The 22806-nt window shown below is 59.7% G+C and carries 23 protein-coding genes; 12 read left to right on the top strand and 11 right to left on the bottom strand.

Annotated features, from left to right (window positions below):
* Positions 1-70: 70 nt before the first annotated feature.
* Positions 71-1339 (bottom strand): phosphoribosylamine--glycine ligase, encoded by a 1269-nt coding sequence (gene purD, locus ACR0EK_RS09765; RefSeq protein WP_480967773.1) that lies wholly within the window; start codon positions 1337-1339, stop codon positions 71-73.
* 76 nt (positions 1340-1415) lie between these two features.
* Here purD and xseA point away from each other — a divergent pair, with 76 nt between their 5' ends.
* Positions 1416-2900: an exodeoxyribonuclease VII large subunit gene (gene xseA / locus ACR0EK_RS09760; RefSeq protein WP_480913939.1), complete on the top strand. Its 1485-nt coding sequence runs from the start codon at positions 1416-1418 to the stop codon at positions 2898-2900.
* 3 nt (positions 2901-2903) lie between these two features.
* Positions 2904-3545, top strand: a complete 642-nt coding sequence (locus ACR0EK_RS09755; RefSeq protein ID WP_480773578.1) for a glutathione S-transferase family protein — start codon at positions 2904-2906, stop codon at positions 3543-3545.
* Here ACR0EK_RS09755 and ACR0EK_RS09750 read toward each other — a convergent pair whose 3' ends face one another.
* Positions 3546-3926 carry a hypothetical protein gene (locus ACR0EK_RS09750; protein WP_267363991.1) on the bottom strand — a complete coding sequence of 127 codons (381 nt, stop codon included), beginning with the start codon at positions 3924-3926 and terminating at the stop codon, positions 3546-3548. It abuts the gene before it with no gap.
* Between the two features lie 155 nt (positions 3927-4081).
* On the opposite strand from ACR0EK_RS09750, the gene ACR0EK_RS09745 reads away from it, so the two are divergent.
* From ACR0EK_RS09745 to ACR0EK_RS09725, 5 genes are all read left to right on the top strand, one after another.
* The gene (locus ACR0EK_RS09745) at positions 4082-4720 is read left to right on the top strand and encodes a lysoplasmalogenase family protein (RefSeq protein ID WP_480967772.1); all 639 of its coding nucleotides are present in this window, start codon (positions 4082-4084) and stop codon (positions 4718-4720) included.
* A 58-nt stretch (positions 4721-4778) separates the two neighbouring features.
* Positions 4779-5921, top strand: a complete 1143-nt coding sequence (gene ftsY / locus ACR0EK_RS09740) for a signal recognition particle-docking protein FtsY (RefSeq protein WP_480481504.1) — start codon at positions 4779-4781, stop codon at positions 5919-5921.
* A gap of 88 nt (positions 5922-6009) precedes the next feature.
* Positions 6010-6912, top strand: coding sequence for an EamA family transporter (locus ACR0EK_RS09735; RefSeq protein ID WP_267363986.1), 903 nt, complete (start codon positions 6010-6012; stop codon positions 6910-6912).
* A gap of 16 nt (positions 6913-6928) precedes the next feature.
* Positions 6929-7534 carry an inner membrane-spanning protein YciB gene (locus ACR0EK_RS09730; RefSeq protein WP_267363984.1) on the top strand — a complete coding sequence of 202 codons (606 nt, stop codon included), beginning with the start codon at positions 6929-6931 and terminating at the stop codon, positions 7532-7534.
* Positions 7535-7648: 114 nt separating this feature from the next.
* Positions 7649-8317 (top strand): Crp/Fnr family transcriptional regulator, encoded by a 669-nt coding sequence (locus ACR0EK_RS09725; RefSeq protein ID WP_480481510.1) that lies wholly within the window; start codon positions 7649-7651, stop codon positions 8315-8317.
* A 218-nt stretch (positions 8318-8535) separates the two neighbouring features.
* Here ACR0EK_RS09725 and ACR0EK_RS09720 read toward each other — a convergent pair whose 3' ends face one another.
* The 6 genes from ACR0EK_RS09720 to rpiA form a co-directional block, all read right to left on the bottom strand.
* Positions 8536-10029 carry a Do family serine endopeptidase gene (locus ACR0EK_RS09720; RefSeq protein ID WP_480913933.1) on the bottom strand — a complete coding sequence of 498 codons (1494 nt, stop codon included), beginning with the start codon at positions 10027-10029 and terminating at the stop codon, positions 8536-8538.
* A gap of 127 nt (positions 10030-10156) precedes the next feature.
* Complete coding sequence (locus tag ACR0EK_RS09715) at positions 10157-10351, bottom strand: DUF2065 domain-containing protein (RefSeq protein ID WP_480913984.1); 195 nt, start codon at positions 10349-10351, stop codon at positions 10157-10159.
* Complete coding sequence (gene hflC / locus ACR0EK_RS09710) at positions 10351-11247, bottom strand: protease modulator HflC (protein ID WP_480919412.1); 897 nt, start codon at positions 11245-11247, stop codon at positions 10351-10353. Before hflC ends, ACR0EK_RS09715 begins: the two co-directional genes overlap by 1 nt.
* 3 nt (positions 11248-11250) lie before the next feature.
* On the bottom strand, positions 11251-12393 hold the full coding sequence (gene hflK / locus ACR0EK_RS09705; RefSeq protein ID WP_267363979.1) for an FtsH protease activity modulator HflK: 1143 nt from the start codon (positions 12391-12393) through the stop codon (positions 11251-11253).
* Between the two features lie 72 nt (positions 12394-12465).
* Positions 12466-13824 carry a glutathione-disulfide reductase gene (gor, locus tag ACR0EK_RS09700; RefSeq protein ID WP_480773611.1) on the bottom strand — a complete coding sequence of 453 codons (1359 nt, stop codon included), beginning with the start codon at positions 13822-13824 and terminating at the stop codon, positions 12466-12468.
* A 124-nt stretch (positions 13825-13948) separates the two neighbouring features.
* Positions 13949-14737, bottom strand: coding sequence for a ribose-5-phosphate isomerase RpiA (gene rpiA / locus ACR0EK_RS09695; protein WP_480899604.1), 789 nt, complete (start codon positions 14735-14737; stop codon positions 13949-13951).
* A gap of 167 nt (positions 14738-14904) precedes the next feature.
* Here rpiA and ACR0EK_RS09690 point away from each other — a divergent pair, with 167 nt between their 5' ends.
* The 4 genes from ACR0EK_RS09690 to ACR0EK_RS09675 are packed head-to-tail and all read left to right on the top strand — an operon-like array spanning position 14905 to position 18378.
* Positions 14905-15606 carry a glutathione S-transferase family protein gene (locus ACR0EK_RS09690; RefSeq protein WP_480486041.1) on the top strand — a complete coding sequence of 234 codons (702 nt, stop codon included), beginning with the start codon at positions 14905-14907 and terminating at the stop codon, positions 15604-15606.
* Position 15607: 1 nt separating this feature from the next.
* Positions 15608-16981, top strand: coding sequence for an L-serine ammonia-lyase (locus ACR0EK_RS09685; RefSeq protein WP_480537543.1), 1374 nt, complete (start codon positions 15608-15610; stop codon positions 16979-16981).
* Between the two features lie 20 nt (positions 16982-17001).
* A complete protein-coding gene (locus tag ACR0EK_RS09680; protein WP_480899602.1) occupies positions 17002-17418 on the top strand; it encodes a GFA family protein in 417 nt (138 codons plus the stop codon).
* A 45-nt stretch (positions 17419-17463) separates the two neighbouring features.
* Positions 17464-18378 carry a DMT family transporter gene (locus ACR0EK_RS09675; RefSeq protein WP_480831746.1) on the top strand — a complete coding sequence of 305 codons (915 nt, stop codon included), beginning with the start codon at positions 17464-17466 and terminating at the stop codon, positions 18376-18378.
* On the opposite strand, the gene ACR0EK_RS09670 is transcribed toward ACR0EK_RS09675, so the two are convergent.
* The gene (locus tag ACR0EK_RS09670; RefSeq protein WP_480967771.1) at positions 18323-19030 is read right to left on the bottom strand and encodes a thiamine diphosphokinase; all 708 of its coding nucleotides are present in this window, start codon (positions 19028-19030) and stop codon (positions 18323-18325) included. The genes ACR0EK_RS09675 and ACR0EK_RS09670 overlap by 56 nt on opposite strands.
* 123 nt (positions 19031-19153) lie before the next feature.
* Here ACR0EK_RS09670 and ACR0EK_RS09665 point away from each other — a divergent pair, with 123 nt between their 5' ends.
* Complete coding sequence (locus ACR0EK_RS09665) at positions 19154-20857, top strand: hypothetical protein (RefSeq protein WP_480967770.1); 1704 nt, start codon at positions 19154-19156, stop codon at positions 20855-20857.
* Positions 20858-21057: 200 nt separating this feature from the next.
* Here ACR0EK_RS09665 and ACR0EK_RS09660 read toward each other — a convergent pair whose 3' ends face one another.
* Together ACR0EK_RS09660 and ACR0EK_RS09655 are read right to left on the bottom strand one after the other, a co-directional pair.
* Complete coding sequence (locus ACR0EK_RS09660; RefSeq protein WP_480476464.1) at positions 21058-21294, bottom strand: DUF2842 domain-containing protein; 237 nt, start codon at positions 21292-21294, stop codon at positions 21058-21060.
* The gene (locus ACR0EK_RS09655; RefSeq protein WP_209504287.1) at positions 21294-22589 is read right to left on the bottom strand and encodes an adenylosuccinate synthase; all 1296 of its coding nucleotides are present in this window, start codon (positions 22587-22589) and stop codon (positions 21294-21296) included. Before ACR0EK_RS09655 ends, ACR0EK_RS09660 begins: the two co-directional genes overlap by 1 nt.
* Positions 22590-22806: the final 217 nt, after the last annotated feature.

Below are 22806 nucleotides of genomic sequence, written 5' to 3'. Positions count from 1 at the left end.
ACGATTTCGACCGCGAACCCGCGCAGCGCCGGGAGGCCGCAAGGCCGAGGGGGCAAAGCCCCCTGCCCAATCATCCCTCCAAAGCGCGCCAGCCGATATCGCTGCGATAGAACCCTTCGGGCCAATCCACGGCATCAACCATCTGATACGCCCGGTCGCGCGCCTCTTGCAGCGTTTTTCCGCGCGCGGTCACGTTCAGAACGCGCCCGCCGACGGCCTGCACCTGCCCCGCAGCCTCGCTTGTGCCCGCATGAAACACCATGTTGCTGCTGTCCTCGGGCAAGCTGTCCAACCCTTTGATGACCGTGCCCTTCTCGTAGGTTCCCGGATAACCTTTGGCCGCCATCACGACCGTCATCGCGTGATCGTCAGCCCAGTTGACCCGCATATCACCCAGGCGCCCTTCGGCAGTGGCATGCAACAGGTCCATCGCCTGCGCGCCCAGACGCATCATCAGGACCTGACATTCCGGGTCCCCAAAACGGACGTTGTATTCCACAAGGCGCGGCTGGCCGTCCTTGATCATCAGCCCCGCATAAAGAACTCCCTGAAACGGTGTGCCCCGGCGCTTCATCTCGGCGATGGTGGGGCGCACGATCTCTTCCATTGCACGCGCTTCAACTTCCGCGCTCAGAACCGGCGCCGGAGAATAGGCACCCATCCCCCCGGTGTTCAGGCCGGTATCCCCTTCGCCCACCCGCTTGTGGTCTTGGGCCGTGCCGATGGACAGGGTGTTTTGGCCGTCGCACAGAACAAACAAAGACGCTTCTTCACCGTCCATAAACTCTTCGATCACGACCTCGGCCCCCGCGCCACCAAAGGCACCGCCGAACATGTCGTCAATGGCGTCAAGCGCCGTGTCTTCGTCCATGGCCACGATCACGCCCTTGCCGGCGGCCAGACCATCGGCCTTGACCACGATGGGCGCGCCCTGTTCGCGGATATAGGCCTTGGCGGGCTCGGGCGCGGTGAACCGCGCATAGGCAGCGGTGGGCGCATGTGCCGCGTCGCAGATTTCCTTGGTAAAGCTTTTCGAGGCTTCCAGCCGGGCCGCTTCGGCAGACGGTCCGAAAACCAGCACCCCGGCTTCGCGCAGGCGATCCGCCACTCCGGCGGCCAAGGGGGCCTCGGGACCGACAATCACGAAATCAATCGCGTTTTCCTCGGCAAAGCTGACGACGGCCCCGCCGTTGTCGATATCCAGAGCGGCACACTCCGCGATCTGAGCGATCCCGGCATTGCCCGGCGCCACGATCAGACGGTCGCATTTTGGGTTTTGCATCACTGCCCAGGCCAGGCTGTGTTCGCGCCCGCCGCTGCCGAGAATAAGGATGTTCATGGGGTCGTCTCCGATCTGCTTGGCCTCGCCTGCGCGGCGTTCTAAGCTGGGTGAGCAATTGAAACAAGGCGCTGAAATGTCCGACCTGCTTGATGACCCGATTCCGGGCCAAAACACCCCTGAATACACGGTTTCCGAGGTATCGGGCGAGGTGAAGCGCACGCTGGAAGGCGCGTTCGGGCGAATCCGTGTGCGCGGCGAAGTTGGCCGCGTGTTTAAGGCCCGGTCCGGGCACCTGTACTACGACATCAAGGACGACCGGAACGTTTTGGCCTGCACGACATGGAAAGGTCAGGTTTCCAGCCTCTCGGTCGTGCCAGAGGAAGGGCTGGAGGTAGTCGTCACCGGTCGCCTGACCGCTTTTGGCGCGCAATCCAAATACAACCTGAATGTCGATGAAGTTGCGGTCGCTGGTCAGGGCGCGCTTATGGCCTTGCTGGAAAAGCGCAAGAAACAGCTCGAGGCCGAAGGTTTGTTTGCACCCGAGCGCAAGAAGCCCCTGCCGTATCTGCCGCAGATCATCGGCGTTGTGACATCGCCTTCGGGCGCGGTGATCCGTGACATTCTGCACCGGCTTCGGGACAGGTTCCCGCGCAAGGTGCTGATCTGGCCGGTGGCCGTGCAGGGTGCAAACTGCGCCCCCGAGGTTACCCGCGCCATCGAAGGGTTCAACCAGTTGACACCCGGTGGCGCGCTGCCCCGTCCTGACCTGATCATCGTGGCCCGTGGCGGTGGGTCGATCGAAGATCTTTGGGGCTTCAACGAAGAGAGTGTCGCGCGCGCCGCCGCCGCATCGGACATACCGCTGATTTCGGCCGTCGGGCATGAAACCGACACGACCCTGATCGATTTTGTCTCGGACCGCCGCGCGCCAACACCCACAGCTGCGGCAGAGCTGGCCGTGCCGGTCCGCATCGAACTGCTCGCCTGGACCGGCGAGCAAGGCGCCCGCTTGTCGCGCGCGGCAACGGACGCGGTGCAGCGCCGTTCGCAAAGGCTGCGCGATTTGTCCCGCGCCCTGCCGCGCCCGGACAGCCTGTTGAACTCCCCCCGGCAACGCCTTGATTTGATTGCGGATCGCCTGACCCCGGCTTTGACGCGAGGAGTGCAAAACCGCCGCCTGCAAGTTGTGGAACTGTCAGCCCATCTGCGCCCGTCAACTCTGCGCGGTCTGGTCTCGGCCCGGCAGGAATCACTGCGCAACCTGTCGTCGCGCCTGTCCCTGCGCCCAATTCAACGCGAGATCGGCCAGCACGCGCAAAACCTTGCCCGGCTTGGTGACCGGATGAACGCGGCGCAGACCACGCGGCTGGATCGTCTGAAACATCAGCTTGAGGCCACAGACCGCCTGCGCGAAACGCTCAGCTACAAGGCGACGCTGGAACGCGGATATGCCGTGGTTCGCGCAGATGGGAATGTCATCACGACCAAGGCCGAGGCCGCAAAACACACGGTGCTGGACATCGAATTCGCCGATGGCATTCTTGGCACCGGGACAGCCGCAAAGCAGACCAACCGGAAATCCAAACCGGATACACCAGATCAAGGATCGTTGTTCTAAGCCATGCTGACAATCTGGGGCCGCAAAACGTCATCGAATGTTCAGGCCCTGATGTGGTGCGTCGGAGAGATGGATCTGCGCTTTCACCGCCACGATGCAGGGCACAGATTCGGCGGGCTGGACACCGATGCCTTTCGCAAGCTGAACCCGAACGGCACCATCCCAGTGCTACAGGATGGCGATCACCCACCGCTGTGGGAAACCGGCGCAATCCTGCGCTACCTGGCGAATGCCTATGGCGGGAATGCGTTCTGGCCACGCGACCCGGTCCAACGGGCTGAAATCGACAAATGGGCGGAATGGGCCAAGATCAACGTTGCGATGGATTTCACGGTGCCCGTGTTCTGGCAGGTTGTCCGGACCGCCCCGGCAGAGCAGGACCAAAACGCGATTGAGCAGGCCGTTGCCGCGCTGGATAGCAAACTGGTACTTGCCGATACCCGGCTGTCAGAAAACACCTACCTGTGCGGGCCCGATCTGACGCTGGCCGATATTCAGCTGGGACATATCCTTTATCGCTATTACGACATCGCGATATCCCGCGCGGTCCTGCCCAACCTGCGGCGCTATTACGATAAGCTGACAGAAAGACCTGCATATCAGCAGCATGTCATGCTCAGCTATGATGAGCTTCGGGTGACCTAGTCAGACACCGACGTCGGGGCCATAACACACCATTTCTTCCCCGATATCTTCCGCCTCGTACAGTTCGGTCGCCTGCGGGTCGCCTTCAAACTGCGCGACAAGGCCACCGCCGGATCGCGTAAAGACCCAGCATTGCGGATCAAACCGGTCTTCGTAGATGAAACAAATCTGCTCTTCCTGCTGATACCATACACCTTCCTTGCAATCGCCATCCAGAAATGACCAGATCACGCGGCGGTTGGGCAAATAGCGTTCGACCCCGTAAACCTGCCCTTCGAAACCGTAAAACAGGGTCTTGCCCTGCGTATAGGTGTCGAATTCGGGGCCGGACAAAGGGGTCTGGGCCGCAGCGGGCGGTGCGGCAAAGCAGGCGAGAATCATCAGCGCTCGGAACATACGCCCATTGTGTCAGATGCGATCCCGCTATGCCATTCACCCTTTGGCCAGGGCTTGGGGAAACACGCTTAACTCAACGTAAGCGCTTGATTATATGCCGCGCTCGGGATGAAGGTATTCGAAAACCGCGGTGAGGTGACATGACAACCTTTCTCTTCTGGATCGCCCTTGGCTGCGCATTGGGATACCTGCCCCTGACGGCCCGACCAGCCAGTTCCTTGCGCACTGTGCTGAAAACCTCCTCGGTCGCCGCGCTGGCAGTCATTGCGGTTCTGCAGGGCAGCCCATGGATGCTTGCCGCTGCGCTTGCCCTGTGCGCAACCGGGGACGCGCTGTTGTCGCGTGAAACGGATGCCACGTTCATGGCCGGCATTGCCGCTTTTGCCGCCGGGCATCTGGCCTATATCGCCCTGTTCCTGTCGCATCCTGCCAGCTCCGCCAGCCTGATCTGGGATGCCCCCGCGATCGTGTGGTCTCTGGTCATTCTGGGCATTGTCATGGCCACACTGCTTGCCCCCCGCGCCGGAGACCTGAAAGGCCCTGTTCTGGCCTATATCCCGATCATCCTTGGCATGGGGATCACCGTGCTGGCGCTGCCCCAGACAAGTGCCTTGCGATGGGCATTCCCGGCTGCAATCGCCTTCATCGCGTCCGATCTGATCCTTGCTACGGAAAAGTTCCTGCTGCCTGCGAACCACCCCGCCCACAAGCTGACGCCCTATCTGATCTGGCCGCTCTACTGGGGCGCGCAATTTGGTTTCGTCTTTGCTTTTGCGTGACCCTTTGCAACTGCCGCAAATCCGCATTAGGTGAAAGGAACACCTGCGGAGACCAAATATGGCGTTTTTCTCAAAGCTAAAGGACAAGCTGTTCAAATCCTCATCCCGCCTCGAACAGGGGCTGGACGCCATCGTCGAGGATGGTGGCGAGGAAACCGCCGTTCCCGACCCTGTCCTCCCCGAACCTGAGCCCGAACCGCAACCGGTTCCCGAAATCCCGACCCCTGAACCGGCGCAGGAACCGGCTGAACAACCTGCCCCCGCCCCGGCGGATCCCACACCAGCTGCCCCGCCACCAGAAGTCCCTGAATCCAAAGGCATCCTGAACCGCTTGTTCAGCCGTGGCAGCGCTGCCACAGAAATACGCCGCACGCTGGATGACGACATGCTCGAGCAACTCGAAGAGCTGCTGATCGCTTCTGACATGGGCGTCGACACCGCCCTGCGTGTCACCTCGAACATGGCCGAGGGGCGCTTTGGGCGCAAACTCTCGACCCGGGAAATCAAACAGTTGCTGGCGCAGGAAGTGGCCCGCGTGATGGAGCCCGTGGCCAGGCCCCTGCCGATCTATCCCAAACGCCCGCAAGTGGTGCTGGTCGTCGGCGTCAACGGCTCGGGCAAGACCACGACCATCGGCAAACTGGCCAGCCAGTTCAAGCAGGCTGGCAAAAAAGTCGTCATCGCCGCCGGTGACACCTTTCGCGCGGCGGCCGTCGAACAATTGCAAGTCTGGGGCGATCGCGCCGGGGTTCCGGTTCTGACCGCGCCCGAGGGCTCGGACCCCGCCAGCCTCGCCTTTGACGCGCTGACCCGGGCTCAGGCCGAAGGCGCGGATCTGCTGATGATCGATACCGCCGGACGCCTGCAAAACCGCACCGACCTGATGGAGGAACTTGCCAAGATCGTCCGCGTCATCCGCAAGGTTGACGAGACCGCACCGCACAACACCTTGCTGGTCCTTGACGCCACCACAGGTCAGAACGCGCTGAGCCAGGTGGAAACCTTTCGCAAGCTGGCCGATGTCTCGGGCCTGATCATGACCAAGCTGGACGGAACCGCCAAGGGCGGTGTGCTGGTCGCGCTGGCCGACAAGTTCGGCCTGCCGATCCACGCTATCGGGGTGGGAGAACAGATCGATGACCTTGCCCCCTTCGATCCCGAAGAATTCGCCGCCGCCCTGACCGGGCTCGACAAGGGCTGATCCGCCACTTCATCTGGCCCCAAATATCCTTGGGGGTGTGGGGGCAGACAGCCCCCACCCCTCTCCGCCCTACAAAAGGTCTGCGTATTTGAGCGACTGGCTGATCTCACTTGAAGGCACCGAAGCCGGTCACCAACTGGCGCTGGCACTGGCGTTGATGGCCGCTTTCCTGCACGCCGCGTTCGGAGCGCTGCAGAAAGGCCGTCATGATCCATGGCTGTCCCGCGGCGCTATTGACGCCAGCTATGGTCTGATGGCCGCCCCGTTTGCCTTTTTCGTGGTGCCCTGGCCTGAACCTCATATGTGGCCGATCTTCGCCCTCGCCTGGCTGATCCACATTGCCTACAAGACGCTGCAGGCCGCGGCGTACACCAAGGGTTCTTACACGGTCGTCTATCCGGTGGTGCGTGGTACGGGTCCGCTGTTCACTGTCATCGGTGCCTATCTTCTGTTCGGAGAAACATTCTCGACCGTGCAGTGGCTGGGCGTCGCAACCCTGCTGGCCGGGATATTCGGCCTGGCCGCCTATAATTTCCGGTTTCTTGAAACCAACCGGGACACGCTGGGGATTGCGCTGGTCCTGGCGATCATCACGGGGCTGTTTGTCGCCCTTTACACCACCTATGACGCCTATGGCATACGCGCCACCGCCGACCCGTTCACATTTCTGGCCTGGTTCTTCATGATCGACGGCGCGGCGATGCCGGTCTACGCCTTCCTCAGATGGCGCGCGATGACACATCGCCCTGCGCCCGGCCCACTGATGCTGCGGGGTCTGGCCGGCGGCATCATCGCGCCTTTGTCCTTTGGGTCGATCATGCTGGCCACGCGGCTGGACAAAGTCGGCGAAGCCGCCGTGCTGCGCGAAACCTCAACCGTCTTTGCGGCGCTGATCGGCTGGCTTGTCCTGAAGGAGACCGTTGGCCCAAGACGCATTGCATTGATGGCATTGATTGCACTCGGCGCAGTAATAGTTGAAATGGGCGGGTAAGCAGCAGGACATACCGATGACAGGCAAAAAAGACATCAACCCATTTCTGAAACAGGTGCTGGAGCTTGGCCCGCCGCTGGCCTTCTTCTTCATCTACCTGCGCTTGCGTGATGACAGCTTTCTGATCGGTGGTACCGAATATTCCGGCTTTATCATCGCCACGATTATCTTCGTCCCCCTGATGCTGGGGGCAATGGGTATCCTGTGGTACCTCACCGGCCAGCTTAGCCGGATGCAGATTTTCACGGCCTTCATGGTCATTTTCTTTGGCGGCCTGACCGCATGGTTCAATGACGAGCGGTTTTTCAAGATGAAAACCACGCTTGTCTATGGCCTGTTCGCCCTGATCCTTGGCATCGGCTTGCTGCAAAAGAAATCTTATCTGGCCTACGTATTGGATGAAATGCTGCCGATGAAGCACGAGGGCTGGATGATTCTGACGCGCCGCCTATGCGCCTGTTTCGCTGTTCTGGCCGCCGCAAACGAGTTTGTCTGGCGCACCATGTCGACCGACCTTTGGGTCAAGATCGAAACCTTCGGATTTCCCATCGCGCTGATGGCCTTCCTGATGCTGCAATTCAGCATCTTGCAACGCTACATGGACGACCCGGAACAGAAATAACTGCCCTGACGTCGCCATACCTGCAAAAACAAACAAAATTCTTGGCTTAGCCGCCGAGCTATGGGAAGTTGTATCACCACCCACACTCACACCTTGCCCAAGATCGGTGTATACATGACGGCCTTTCCCACCAGCGGCTTCCTTTCCGAAGCCTCCGACGGGCTTAGAGAGATGCTTTCGGCGCAAGCGACCGACATCTCGCTGGCTCAAGGAGAAACCCTTTTCGAACAAGGCGATGAAGGGGATTCGCTCTATGCCATTCTGGAAGGCACGCTTGAAGTGTCCTTTCTGGCGATGAGCGGTCGAAAGCTGACATTGACGCTGATGCGCCCAGGTGAAGTTTTTGGCGAGATCGCTCTGTTTGACAACGGCCCGCGCACGGCAACCATTGCGGCGGCCGAGCCATCGCGCGTCCTGCGTGTGCGTCGCAATGACGTCATGAACCAGATCAGAAAACAGCCTGACCTTGCCGTGGATCTGATCCGGTTGGCCGGGCTGCGGATGCGATGGATGGGGTTGCAGCTGAACGAGCAGGTCTTTTTGCCCATGCCCATTCGACTGGCCCGAAAGCTGCTGCATCTGTCGGAATTGCAGGACGACCCAACGCAGCGCATCACCCTGTCGCAGAGCGAACTTGCCGAATTTGTCGGGGCCACGCGCGAGGCCGTTTCCAAGACAATCTCGATCTGGAAACGCGACAATATTGTCGAATCCTCGCGCGGCGGATTGCTGATTCAGGATTTCGATGCTTTGCGGGAACTGGCCGATTCCGAACTTATCTGAACCAGTGTGATCTGGTTCACATACGAGAGGGTTTGTGTTGACCTAAGGTGAAGTTGTTACCGTAGGAGGTCAGAGAATCATCCCCGATATCTGTCCACTGATCTCTCCCTGTATCTGAGCCATACGCAATTACTGCGTATGGCTCATTTTCTTTCTGCATGCCTCTTCAGGTGTTCAGGCAATGAAAAAGGCCGGGCGCTTGTCCCGGCCTATTCAAATCACTCTTCCAGGCTTAGCGCCACAAATCGCGGCTCGCCCCCCCTGCGGACCAAAAGCAGCAGGGATTTCCGCCCAGCCTCTCGCGATTGGTCCATTCGGGCTTCCAGGTCCGCGATGGTTTCCACCTTTTGCTGACCCGCTTCCGTGATCAGGTCACCCGCACGCAACCCTTTCGCGTAAGCCTCAGACGCTTCATCGACATTCGAAATCACCAGACCTTGGGCATCTGCATCCAATCCCATATCCGCACGCAGCGTATCTGTGAGCGGGGAGATGGTCAGCCCGAGAATATCGGCGTTTTCTTCGACCGGAGCATCCTGCGTTTCTTCTTCGTCATCTTCTTTGCTTTCTGCGTCTTCGCGGCGTCCCAGCGTGACCAGAATTGTCTGTGTGCCGCCATCGCGGTGCACAATGACCCGAACGGCTTTGCCGACTTCTGTTTCGCCGACCTGACGGACCAGACCTCGGGTGTCTTCGACTTCGACGCCGTCAAAGCTGATGATCACGTCGCCCGCTTTCAGACCGGCCTCCTGGGCGGGGCCTTCTGGGACATCGCTGATCAGCGCGCCGCCGGGTTTCTCCAGCCCCATGGCCTCGGCCATGTCTTCGGTCACGTCCTGAATGCGGACACCCAGCCAGCCGCGCCGGGTTTCGCCAAATTCGCGCAGCTGATCGACGACCTTCACCACCACGTTTGATGCCATCGAAAAGCCGATGCCGATCGAGCCACCGTTGGGTGACAGGATGGCTGTGTTCACGCCGATCACTTCGCCGTCCATGTTGAACAATGGACCGCCCGAGTTGCCCCGGTTGATCGCCGCATCTGTCTGGATGTAATCGTCATATGATCCGCTGAGCGCCCGGTTGCGGGCCGATACGATACCAGCGGATACAGAAAAGCCCTGGCCCAGCGGGTTGCCCATGGCAATCACCCAGTCCCCCACACGCGCCACGTCGCTGTCGCCAAATTGCACGTATTTCAAGGGGCCGGACGCTTCGACCTTGAGCAGTGCAATATCGGTTTTCTCATCGGTTCCGATGACTTTGGCCACCAGTTCTTTTTTGGGCTGCCCGTCGCCGGGGAAGAATTCCACAAGGATTTCATCAGCTTCCGCAATGACGTGATTGTTGGTGACAATGAAGCCATCTTCAGAGATCACAAAACCCGACCCAAGGGCGTTGCTGCGTCGGGGCGGGCTGTTGTCATTGCCGCCATTGCGATCCTGAAAATCGCGAAAGAAATCCTCGAACGGAGACCCCTCGGGCACGATACCCTGCGGACCTGTCTGACCTTCGATCAGGGTGCTTGTGGTGATGTTCACCACGGCCGGGCTGATCTTTTCGGCCAAGGGCGCCAGGCTTTCACCTCTGGCCTGAGCGGAAACCGACTGCGCCAGCACAAGCAGCGTACCGGCAAAGGCCAGCCACAACAGCCGCATCCAAACACTCACGTCGTCCCACCGGACGGATAAACTGCGCGCTTTCGCCTGCACTTGAGCTCTCCTTGTCGACAATCTTGCCAAGGCCTGTTTCGGCCTTTCTTAGTTTCCAATGTAGTCAGTTTAACCCGGTGAGCAACTCGGGATCGCAGGGAAATAACCCGCACGTGAAACCGCCCCGTCAAAAGCCCAGTTGATATGCTCCCCAGAGCAGGATCAAACCGCTGATAACACAAAGCAACCCGGCCAGACGCCGGGCCTGTTCGGGCATGGCGCGCAACGCCTCCAGCATCCGCTCGATAAGCGAAGGGGCCAGCGCATAGGCCAGCCCCTCGACAATCAGTACCAGCCCGAAGGCCAGAAGGATCATGCCCATCATTCGGACGGCGCCGCCACCGGTGCCCGCCGACCTGATGGCGAACTGAGGTAGTTGAAGAAGTCCGAATCCGGGCTTAGCACCAACGAGCTGTTTCCGCCCTGAAGCGCATTTTCATAGGCTGACAGAGAGCGGTAGAACTCAAAGAACTCGGGGTCTGCTCCGTAGGCATCCGCAAAGATCGCGTTGCGTTCGGCGTCGGCCTCACCACGAACAATTTCAGATTCGCGGCGGGCATCCGACACCAGTTCCACCACTGTACGATCGGCTTGCGCGCGGATACGCTGTGCAGCTTCCTCACCACGGGCCACTTCATCTGCCGCTTCACGCTCGCGTTCGGCACGCATACGCGCAAAGGTGGCTTCGAGGTTGGCTTGCGGCAGGTCAGTGCGTTTGAGCCGGACGTCGATCACCTCGAGCCCCAGATCACGCGCTTCGGTAATGGCCCCATTGCGGATGCGCAGCATCAGCGCCGCCCGATCCGAGCTGAGGATATCGTTCGAGCTGACGGAACCCAGAACTTCGCGCGTTTTCGCCCGCAAAATGGAATCCAGCCGCTGTTCTGCGGTATCGATACCGCCCGCACCCACCGCTTCGCGGAACTGGCGCACGTCGGTAATCCGATAGCGTGCAAACGCGTCAACCACCAGACGACGGTCATCCAGAGGTGTCACCTCCAGTGGTCCGACCTCGCGGCTCAGAATACGGTCGTCATAGCGGACGACTTCCTGAATGACCGGAATCTTGAACGCAAGACCCGGATCTTCCTTGACATCAATGACGCGACCGAATTGCAGAACCAGTGCTTTTTCCCGTTCGTCGACGATGAAGATCGACGATAGCGCAGCCACCACAAGAACAAAAATGACAGGCAGAACAAAAGTTGATTTACGCATCTTTTAGTTCCCCTCGCCCGAGTTGCGGCGCAATTCGTTCAGCGGCAGATACGGGACAACGCCCTGCCCCTGCCCACCGGCATTCTCATCCAGAATGATCTTGTTTACGTCGCCAAGAACCTGCTCCATCCGCTCAAGATACAGACGCTTGCGCGTCACGTCCGGCGCTTTGGCGTATTCCGCCAAAACCGCGCTGAAGCGGCTGGCCTCACCCTGTGCCTCATTCACGACCTGGGCGCGATAGGCTTCGGCTTCTTCCAGAACCTGCGCCGCTTCACCACGGGCACCGGCGAGAACCCGGTTGGCATAGGCATCAGCCTGCTTTTCAAGCCGGTCACGTTCCTGACCCGCTGACTGAACTTCGCGGAATGCGTCCTTGACCGGTTCTGGCGGGTCGGCACCATCAAAGTTCACACGAACAATATTGATGCCTGAACTATAGCTGTCGAGCGTGGATTGGATCAGTTCCTCAAGCCGTTCAGCGATAACCGCACGGTCGCGGTTCAGGATCGGCGCAAGCGAAGACTGCGCGATAATTTCGCGCATCGCGGATTCCGAAACCGCCTGAATCGTTTGTCTGGGATCACGCAGGTTGAAGAGGAAATCTGCCGGATTCGAGATGTTCCAGACCACCTGAAAATCGATATCGACGATGTTTTCATCGCCCGTCAGCATCAGACCCGCATCGCTTCCACGACCACCCGAGCCGATGGTTTCCGTCTGTTCGACCTTCACCGGAATAACTTCGGCCGTCACAACCGGCCATGGGGCAAAGTTGAGACCTTCTGTACCGATCCCCGAGAAGCGGCCAAACAGCAGTTCAACTGATTGCTCTTCGGGTTTGACCGTATAGGCGCTGGCCACGCCCCACATCACCAGAGCGGCGACGCCACCCAGCAGCAGGGTGCCTTTGGTAAAGGCCGGGCCACCACCGCCACCCGAGCCATTGGTACCACGGCCACCGCCGCCACGGCCGCCCATGAGGACGCGCAGCTGTTCCTGGCCTTTTTTCATCAGTTCGTCGATCTCGGGGATATGCGGGCCATCGCTTTCGGGGGGCTTGCGCCCGTCCCCGTTGTTACCCCGATTTCCTCCGCCACCGGATGAGCCTCCGCCCCCCCAGGGGCCTCCGCTATTGCCCGCCATATGTATCTTTTCCTTCGTTTTGGACCGTGTGATCACGGGTTCCCTTGTAACGTGTGTGCGCGCGCTTGCAAATCAAGCCGTGCGCACAGGTTGCCGCATTGTCACCAGTTCTTCGGCCATGACCGGGTGAACTGCAACCGTTCGGTCAAAATCTTCCTTGGTCGCGCCCATCTTTACAGCGATTCCCGCCAGCTGGATCATCTCGCCGGCACCGGGGGCGACAATATGGCAACCCAGCACCTTGCGCGTGGCCTGAGAGACGATGAGTTTCATCAGTACCCGCTGCGTGCCGCCAGCAAAGGATTTCTGCATCGGCTTGAAAGATGTGGCATAGACCTCGATCGGTTCCTGTTCTGCTGCCTCTTCTTCGCTGAGGCCGACAGTTCCCATCTCAGGCTGAGTGAAGATCGCGGTCGGAATCAAGTCGTGATCCACCGGTGTCGGATTGCCCTTGAACACGGTTTCCACAAAGGCCATCCCCTCGCGGATCGCAACCGGTGTCAGGTTCACCCGGTCCGTCACATCGCCAATGGCAAAGATCGAAGGCACAGCGGTCTGGCTGTATTCATCCACGATGATCTCGCCCTTACGGCCGCGTTCAACGCCCAAAGCCTCCAGCCCAAGGTTATCGGCATTCGGCGCACGGCCCGTGGCATACATTACCACATCAAAACTCTGCTCGGAGCCGTTGGTGGCCTTGACCCAGATCTTGTCGCCCTGCTTTTTCATCTCGAGCACATTGGTGCCCAGATGCAGGTCGATGCCGTTCTGACACATTTCTTCGCTGATCAGTCCACGCGCCTCGTCATCAAACCCCCGAAGGATCTGTGCGCCGCGATAGAACTGAGTCGTCCTGACCCCCAGCCCGTTCATGATCCCGGCAAATTCACAGGCGATATAACCGCCCCCTACGATCAGGATGCTTTCAGGCAGCTTGTCCAGGTGGAATATCTCGTTCGACGTAATCGCCAGTTCCGAGCCCGGGAAATCCGGAACAACCGGGCGACCGCCGGTGGCGACCAGAATGTGTTTGGCCGTTTTGCGGGTTCCGTCGGCCAGCTCGACCGTGTGGGCATCCACAAGGCGCGCACGCTGGTCAAAGCTTTCGACGCCGTTGTTCTTCAGGATATTGCGATATATCCCTTCCAACCGATCAAGCTCGGCCACCAGCTTGCCGTGGAAAGTGTTCCAGTTGAACGCGCCGGGCTGAATGTCCCAGCCATAGGCCTGCGCATCCCCGACCATGCCCGAGTATTCGCTGGCAAAGACCATCAGCTTCTTTGGCACGCAGCCCCGGATCACACAGGTGCCGCCATACCGGTCTTCTTCGGCCAGCGCGACCTTGGCACCGGTTTCGCCCGCCGCAACACGCGCCGCGCGGACCCCGCCCGAACCTCCGCCGATGACAAAAAGATCATAGTCAAAGCTCATGCCGGGTTCCTTCATTCAACTTGCAAAATTCTCTGGATATCTGGGCGTAAAAAACCCTGTGCCAACCCCCGGCGCGGAAAATTCGAACTTTCATAGCCACTTGCCGGAGGGACCTGCACGATACTCAGTCCGAAAAATCGGAAAACAGGTTATCGCGCGATCCGCTGAGCAGCTGATCCATTGCGACCGTACCCGCGTTGATATCCCGCAGCTCGACCCGGCCATCGCCATGGCCGATCACGACCTTGTCGCAGATGTCGATGAACAGGCCATTTTCCACAACACCGGGCACCTGGTTCAGGATCAGCGCCATCTGGCGCGGGTTGCCGATGCGCTTGAGGTGCAGGTCAAGGATGTGGTTGCCCTCATCGGTCACAAACGGAGCCTCGCCATTCATGCGCAGCGCCGAAGATGTCCCAAGCACATCCATCGTATCCAGCGCTTCCTCGATCAATGTGCGCGTTGTCTGCCAGCCAAAGGGAATGACCTCGACAGGCAGCGGAAAGGCCCCCAGAGTTTCAACTTCTTTGCCTGCATCGGCGATGACGATCATCTGGTCACTGGCGGTGGCCACAATCTTTTCCTGCAGATGCGCACCGCCGCCCCCCTTGATCAGGTTCAGGTCCTGATCGAACTCATCCGCGCCGTCGATGGTCATGTCCAGCCAACCGGCCTGATCCAATGAGATGACGTCGATGCCAACCTCGCGGGCAAGCTGCGCCGTGCGGGTCGAGGTTGGAACACCCTTGATCCGCAGGCCTTCTTCGCGCACCCGTTCGCCCAGGCGGCGCACCAGCCAGGCGGCTGTCGATCCTGTGCCAAGACCGACGCGCATCCCGTCTTCGACCATGTCGGCGGCACGGAACGCGGCAACGTATTTCGCGGTGTCGATTGGCGACAGATCTCTGGTCATGGCAGCTTTCCCAGTTTATTCTGACGGAGTTATAGGGAATGCGTCAGACGACTGCGACCCCATTTTGCGATCCGACAGGTGTTAAGATGTCTCAGGACTACGCGTTTCCTGTCGGAAAAGTCGCAATCATGTCTTACACCCACATCTTTGCGCTGTAAGTTGCGCGCATGTTGACCCCGTACCGCCTGCATTATGCCCCTGACAACGCCTCGCTGGTGATCCGGCTGGCGCTGGACGAGATGGGCGTGGCTTATGAAACCGTGCTGGTGGACCGCCGCCAGAACGAGCAGGACAGCGACGCGTATCGGTCGCTTAATCCCAACGGGCTGATCCCGGTTCTGGAAACGCCGCAGGGCCCGATCTTTGAAACTGCGGCGATCCTGCTTTGGCTGACAGAGCGCCATGGTCAACTGGCCCCGGCGGTGGATGATCCTGAACGCGCCGGATTTCTGAAATGGCTGTTCTTCGCGTCCAACACGTTGCATGCGGATCTGCGCATCCTGTTCTACGCTGAAAAATACATAGACGCCTCACAGGCCGACACGCTGCGCGCGGGCATCCGACCCCGGTTGCTGCAGCACCTGCGGTTGCTGGATGCGCTGGCGCAACGCGGGCCTGAGTGGTTTCGCGCAGGTGTCCCATCGGTTCTGACCTATTATGTCGCCTGCATGATGCGCTGGATGGCCCTGTACCCTGTAAGTACTGACCGCAGCTGGTATCAACTGGCCGACACGCCGCATCTGCAGAAAGTGCTTCTGCACCTTGAGACATGCCCCGCCACCCGTTCGGCAATCGCTGCGGAAGGTTTGGGCGTTACACCCTTCACATCCCCTACTTACGCTAATCCCCCGGAAGGCTCGGCTATCTGATATGTTCCTATCTGTCTTCGATATGTTCAAAGTGGGCATTGGCCCGTCTTCATCTCACACAATGGGCCCGATGGTGGCTGCTGCGCGCTTTCTGGACATGATGCGCGCGTCCCCCTTTGAATTTACGGGTCTGAAAGGTTCACTGCACGGCTCGCTGGCCTTCACCGGCGTCGGCCACGCGACCGATCGGGCGACCATTCTGGGTCTGGCGGGCTTTGTTCCCGACACCTATGACAACGAAAAGGCCGAGGCAGCGCTGGCCGATATCGCACGCACGCACACCGTAACGCCCGAAGGCCTGCCGACGCTTCATTTCGATCCCAAGGCGGATCTGATCTTTGACTACGACAACAATTTGCCCGGGCACGCTAACGGGATGATCCTGATGGCCACCGACGCGCAGGGCGATGTGATCCTGCGGCAGGTGTATTATTCGATCGGCGGCGGCTTTGTCCTGACCGAGGAAGAACTGGCCGAGGGGAAAGACACCAATGAAGGCGACCCGGTCCCGTTCCCGTTCAAATCCGCCGCAGAAATGCTTGAGATGGCCAAATCCAGTGGCAAGACCATAGCCGGGATGAAGCGCGCAAACGAGATCGCGCGGGGCTGCGCCGACAGTTTCGCGAAAGGATCGGCCCGTTTGTGGGACGTCATGAACGCCTGTATCGAACGCGGCTTGACCACCGACGGCATCCTTCCGGGCGGTTTGAAAGTGCGCCGCCGCGCGAAAGGCATCTATGATGCGCTGATGGCCGAGCGCGGCATGAACCTGACCGCGCCGCACACGATCAACGACTGGATGAGCGTCTATGCCATGGCGGTCAACGAGGAAAACGCGGCGGGCGGGCAGGTTGTCACCGCGCCCACCAACGGGGCCGCAGGTGTTCTGCCCGCTGTTCTGCGCTATTACCTGGATCACGTACCGGGCGCGTCCGAAAGCCATATCGAAGATTTCCTGCTGACCGCAGCGGCCATTGGCGGGTTGGTGAAATACAACGCCTCGATCTCGGGTGCCGAAGCGGGATGTCAGGCCGAAGTTGGCAGCGCGGCTGCCATGGCGGCAGCCGGGCTTTGCGCCGTGATGGGGGGAACCCCCGAGCAAGTGGAAAATGCCGCTGAGATCGCGCTGGAGCATCATCTGGGCATGACCTGCGACCCTGTTGCCGGTTTGGTTCAGGTTCCTTGTATCGAACGTAACGGGCTGGGGGCCATCAAAGCGGTCTCAGCCGCCTCGCTGGCCTTGCGCGGGGATGGTCAGCATTTCGTGCCGCTGGACGCAGTGATCGAGACGATGCGCCAGACCGGCCATGACATGCATGAGAAATACAAGGAAACGTCGCTGGGTGGTCTGGCTGTGAACGTACCGAATTGCTGAAACAGAAAGCGAGGGGCGACATGCGTGGACATTGTCTGTGCGGCAAGATCCGGTTCGAGGTCGACCCTCCGGTACTGTCATGCGTCACCTGCCATTGCGACAGTTGCCGTCGCCAATGCGCAGCGCCGATGACAACGTATTTCGGAGTTCGGGATGGCCATTGGCGGTGGACCGGTGAAGAGCCCAAGCATTTCAACTCCTCTCCCGGTGTCGAGCGCAGCTTCTGCCCGCACTGCGGCACGCCAATGTCCTTCCGTTCAACCGCCATGTCGGATGTGATGCACCTTTATGTCGCGACACTGGACTCTCCTGACACACTGGAACCTACGTTGCATGTCGCGCATGAAGAAAAGCTGAAATGGCTGAAATTGGAGGATGGTTTGCCCACCTGCATCGGGCCGGATTACACCAAGGTTCAGCCCCTGCCCGACCGCTAACAACAGCGCTTCCCTCTGCGTCGCGAAACAGTTAGCGTCGCGCTCATGACTCAGGACAGACCCGTCTTTGGCATCTTCTTGATGCTTGGTTTCTGCGTGCTCGCGCCCTTGGGGGATGCGATGGCGAAGCTGTTGGGCGAGACCACACCGCTGGGTCTGCTGGTCATGGTCCGTTTCGCGGTGCAAGCGGTGATCCTGATCCCGCTGGTTGCGGTGACCGGGCGACCCTGGCGGATGCGCGGACGCATCCTGCGGCTGACCCTGCTACGGACGCTGCTGCATATCATCGGCATTTCAGCCATGTTCAGCGCGCTGCAATTCCTGCCATTGGCGGATGCCGTTGCAATTGCCTTCGTCATGCCATTCATCATGCTGCTGCTGGGCAAATATGTTCTGGAGGAAGAGGTCGGTTCCCGCCGTCTTGCTGCCTGCATCGTCGGGTTCATTGGCACGTTACTGGTCATTCAACCCAGCTTTGCCGAGGTGGGTGCACCTGCGTTGCTGCCACTGATCGTTGCCGTGGTGTTTGCCTTGTTCATGCTGGTCACCCGGCAAGTCGCGAAAGAGACCGACCCGGTGTCGTTGCAAGCCGTGTCCGGCGTATTTGCGACGATCCTTCTGGCACCGCTCCTTCTGATTGGCACGCAAATGAACATTCAGGAGCTCTCGATGACCCTGCCATCCAGCGATCTGAACTGGCTGCTGATTGCGATCGGGGTGTTGGGTACGGTCGCGCATCTGCTGATGACGTGGTCGCTGCGCTATGCGCCCTCTGCCACACTGGCCCCGATGCAATATCTGGAAATCCCGGTTGCAACCCTGATCGGATGGGTGATTTTCAGCGACCTGCCCGATGGATTGGCTGCGGTTGGCATCGTCATAACCATTGCCGCAGGCCTGTACGTCATTCTGCGCGAGCGGGCCAGCGCCCGGTCCGCCCCGACAGAAACACCTGCATAAGCGGATCGAGTGCCGCGCGCGGGATCATCACCAGCAGGCCCGGCCCATCCATGTTCAGCTCGACAGGCGCCAGTGCACGGTTGGATGTTCCCACCTGCCCGTCCGGCTGAAAGGCCAGATTATCAATCGGCCATTCCAGCCCGGTACTGCGCCCCGTCACCGGCTGCATCGGAAACAGCGAGACCACATCGCCGGGCGCAACCGGCAGCTTGATCTCTGGCGGCGCATGAAAAACCAGTTCACGTTCGCCCAGCAATATGCAGGCCTGATCCTGCCGCCGGACCAGAACGTTCAGAACGGCCAGTTGATGATCAAGTCGCCCGCCAAGAAACCCAGCCCCCAGAACCAGAGGAGCGTGCAGATTGCGCAGGGCCTTGTCGAAATCGGTGCTGTCCTGTTCGCGGATGGCAAACAGGCGATCCGTGGGAATTTTAGCTTGCGTCGCTTTGCTCAGCGAATCGAAGTCACCAATCACCGCATCGGGAATCCGGCCTGATTCTGTCAAAATGTCCGCTCCGCCATCGGCGGCAACGACCGAATTGACGCGATTCAGCACCAGATTCAGGTCTCCAGATCCGATAAATCCCCCTCCGAACAGCCCGATTGGATCGATAGAGCGTACAATTGGCTCGATTTTCCTAAGATTGGCCATTTTTCCCGGATTTGGACACATTAAGACCACAAAATGATAGGTTCATGCATAAAGTTCAGAGCCTTCGTGTGCTCCCGATTCCGGGTAAGTGGGCTCTCGTAGTTTGTAAAGGACGTGCGTCTGATGGTACAGAATAACAAGGTATTAACCGTTTCATATGGAACCTTCTCCTGCACTTTGGAAGGATTTGATGATTCCTTTGAAACGATGAAAGCCATCGCCGAGTATTTCCGCGATCTCGCAGCGGATGACCGGTACTTCGGTTCGGAACCCCCGCAACCTGATGCCGAAATGCTGACCCGCATCGCCCGGCGTGATGCATCACAGCGCGTCGAAGCCCGTCAGAACGAATCCGGCCTGTTGCTGCGTGCCACTCAGACAACCGAAGCGCCAGTTGCTGCTGAAAAACCGGCCCCGCACACGGCCGCGGTCAATGTGGCCGAAACTCCCGCTCATGTTCAGCCACAACCGACCCCTGCGCAGACCGGGTTCGCCGAGGCAGAACCTGTCGCAGACACCCCGCCCCCGGCTGCTGACAGCATCGCGGCGAAACTGCAGCGTATTCGCGCGGTCGTCTCTCATTCCGATGTGCCCGCTGCCGAGTATTCCGAAGACGAAGACTCGTCTCTGATGGCCAAATCCGCTCCTCCGGTAGATGCTGTGGCCGCCGCGTTTGAGGCTGGTGCTCTCAGCGCGGATGACTTTGCCGAACCCAAAGAGCCTGAAGCCCAGGAAACCGAAGAATTGGCGGCACCTGCGGTTGACGAGGCGCTTGACGAGGAGGCCGCGGAACCACAAGCGGCTGAGACAGCTGATGCGCTGATCCCCGAAGTTGCTGAAACTCAGATCGAAGAAGACGTTGACCTGCAGGCGCCCCTGACCCCCCAGCCCTTGCAAATCGACGAGATCGAAGACACACCGGTGCCGGATCAGACCGCCGCCGAGCCTCTGTTCGCTGATCTTGCAGACGTTGCCGAAGACGATTTCGACGAAGAGGATGCCCCCAACATCCTCAACGTAGAAGACGTCGCAATTGAATCCGACGATGAACCGGTCGAGGACGATCTGGCGCAGGGTGTTTTGACGGCAGACGACGAAATGCACCTGTTGACCGAAATTTCCGAGATCGAACAGCACCTGTCCGGCCGTTCGAGCCAAAAACTGGCGGACGATGCGGATCCCGATCAGGATATGTCGCGCCTGATGGCAAAGACCGGTGAGCATATGGATGACCCCAGCAGCAGCGATGCGCGCGAAACCTATTCGCACCTGCGCACCGCCGTCGCAGCCACCGAAGCCGACCGCGACGGTCAGGCACGCTCGGATGAGGCGGCCGACCGGGAATATCGCGGCGATCTGGCATCCGTGGTCAGCCCACGGCGACCCGAAATCAAGGTAACCAGCATGCGTCCGGCACCGGAAGCTCCGGCGCCGCTCAAGCTGGTGGCCGAGCAGCGGGTGGATGAACACGGAACATCCGCAAGCCCGGTCTCGCCACGTCGTGTCACCGCAGACCAGGACGCAACCGGGTCCGAGGAAGGCGGTTTCGCACAGTTTGCACAGGAACAGGGTGCGCAATCGCTGCCTGATCTTCTGGAAGCGGCTGCCGCATATCTGTCCTTCATCGAAGGTCAGGAGCAGTTTTCGCGCCCGCAGCTGATGAACAAGGTGCGTTCACTGAAACAGGACGAGTTCAATCGCGAAGAAAGCCTGCGTTCTTTTGGACAGTTGCTGCGCGATGGCAAGATCGAGAAAGCCGGAGGCGGGCGTTTCGCGGCGTCCAACCTGATCGGTTTTCGCCCCGATGACGAGCGTGCCGTTGGCTGATCACACTGGAAGGTTCACAAGCGAGGCCGGGTTTACCCCCGGCCTTTTTGCTTTTTGCCGTTGGACCATACTCCTGCCCTGAATGACAAAGCCCGAGCGTTTCGACTGATACCAGACAGCCGACAAAATACCTCCGAGGACCGCGCGTAATCCTGCGCAGTGCTCAGCAGGCCCGGTCATTTACACGTACCTGACGAGCGCTAGGACTGATCGGGGTCTTCTTTACCGACGCCGCGAAACACAAACTTGAACGGCAGGGCCCAAAGGATGCCCAGCACGATATAAACCAGTAACTCAATCCAAATCGGAGGACGCCCCAGCAAGTTCACGATCGTCACAACAGCGATGATGTACAGCGGAAGGCCAAGCACAAGGATCACCAGCGACCAGCGCCGGCGTGCCTTGTAACTCAACCCTGTCTTCTGTTTCTCGCGCATCAGTCGGCAAAGGGGTCTGTCACCAGAATGGTGTCATCCCGCTCCGGGCTGGTGGACAAAAGCGCTACCGGGCACTCGATCAGTTCTTCGACCCGACGTACATATTTGATCGCATTTGCAGGTAAATCCGCCCAGCTGCGCGCGCCCTCGGTCGATTCGCTCCACCCCGGCATTTCTTCGTAAATCGGGGTACAGCGGGCTTGCTGATCAGCTGCGGTCGGAAGGTAATCCAAACGCTCGCCATCCAGCTCATACCCGGTGCAGATCTTAAGGGTCTCAAACCCGTCCAGAACATCCAGCTTTGTCAGCGAAATGCCGTTCACGCCGCTGGTGGCGCAGGTCTGGCGCACCAGACAGGCGTCGAACCAGCCGCAGCGGCGCTTGCGGCCGGTTGTCGTGCCGAATTCGTGCCCGCGTTCACCCAGACGCTGACCGTCTGCGTCTTCCAACTCGGTCGGGAACGGCCCTTCTCCAACGCGGGTGGTATAGGCCTTAACAATGCCAAGCACGAAATTGATCGAGCCCGGTCCGATTCCAACACCGGTTGCCGCCTGCCCCGCAATCACGTTCGACGACGTCACAAAGGGATAGGTGCCAAAATCGATATCCAGCAGCGCGCCCTGCGCCCCTTCAAACAGGATGCGTTTCCCGGCCTTGCGCTTTTCGTTCAGCACTTTCCAGACAGGTGCCGCAAACGGCAGAATTTGTTGCGCGATCTCTTTGAGCTGGGCAATCAGCGCGTCGCGGTCAACCGGTTCGATACCCAGACCCTTGCGCAACGGATCGTGATGTTGCAATGCGCGGTCCACGCGGGCCTCCAGCGTGGCTTCGTCCGCCAGATCGGCAACGCGAACGGAACGCCGCCCAACCTTGTCTTCATAGGCCGGGCCAATTCCACGACCGGTTGTTCCGATCTTGGTGCCTTTGCTCGCAGCTTCCTCGCGCGCACGATCCAACTCGCCGTGAATCGGTAGAATCAACGGTGTGTTTTCGGCAATCATCAGCGTGTCGGGCGTAATCTCAACACCCTGCGCCCGGATGGTTGCGATCTCATTGACCAGATGCCAGGGGTCCAGAACCACCCCATTGCCAATAACGCTCAACTTGCCGCCGCGTACCACACCCGAAGGAAGCGCGTGCAGCTTATAGACCTCGCCGTCGATCACCAGCGTATGACCGGCATTGTGACCGCCCTGAAAACGCGCGATTACGTCCGCCCTTTCGCTGAGCCAGTCGACAATCTTGCCTTTTCCTTCGTCGCCCCATTGGGCGCCGACAACAACCACGTTGGCCATATCCGGTCCTTTTCGTGCTGAGTGATCAAACCCGGCTCATATAGCGGGGCAAAAACGGCAGGGAAACCGATATTTCGCCGCAGAGGAAAATCGCGCAGGCGCGCGATGCCTCCGGCGGGGATATTTGTAGCCAGATGAAGAGCGGATCCCCTGCTTCATCTGGCTTTAAATATCCCGGGGGAGGCGCCCGGAACGGGCGGCGGGGGCAGAGCCCCCT

The organism is Ruegeria sp. AE4, assembly GCF_056542185.1.
This window is presented reverse-complemented; position numbering and strand designations above follow the sequence as displayed.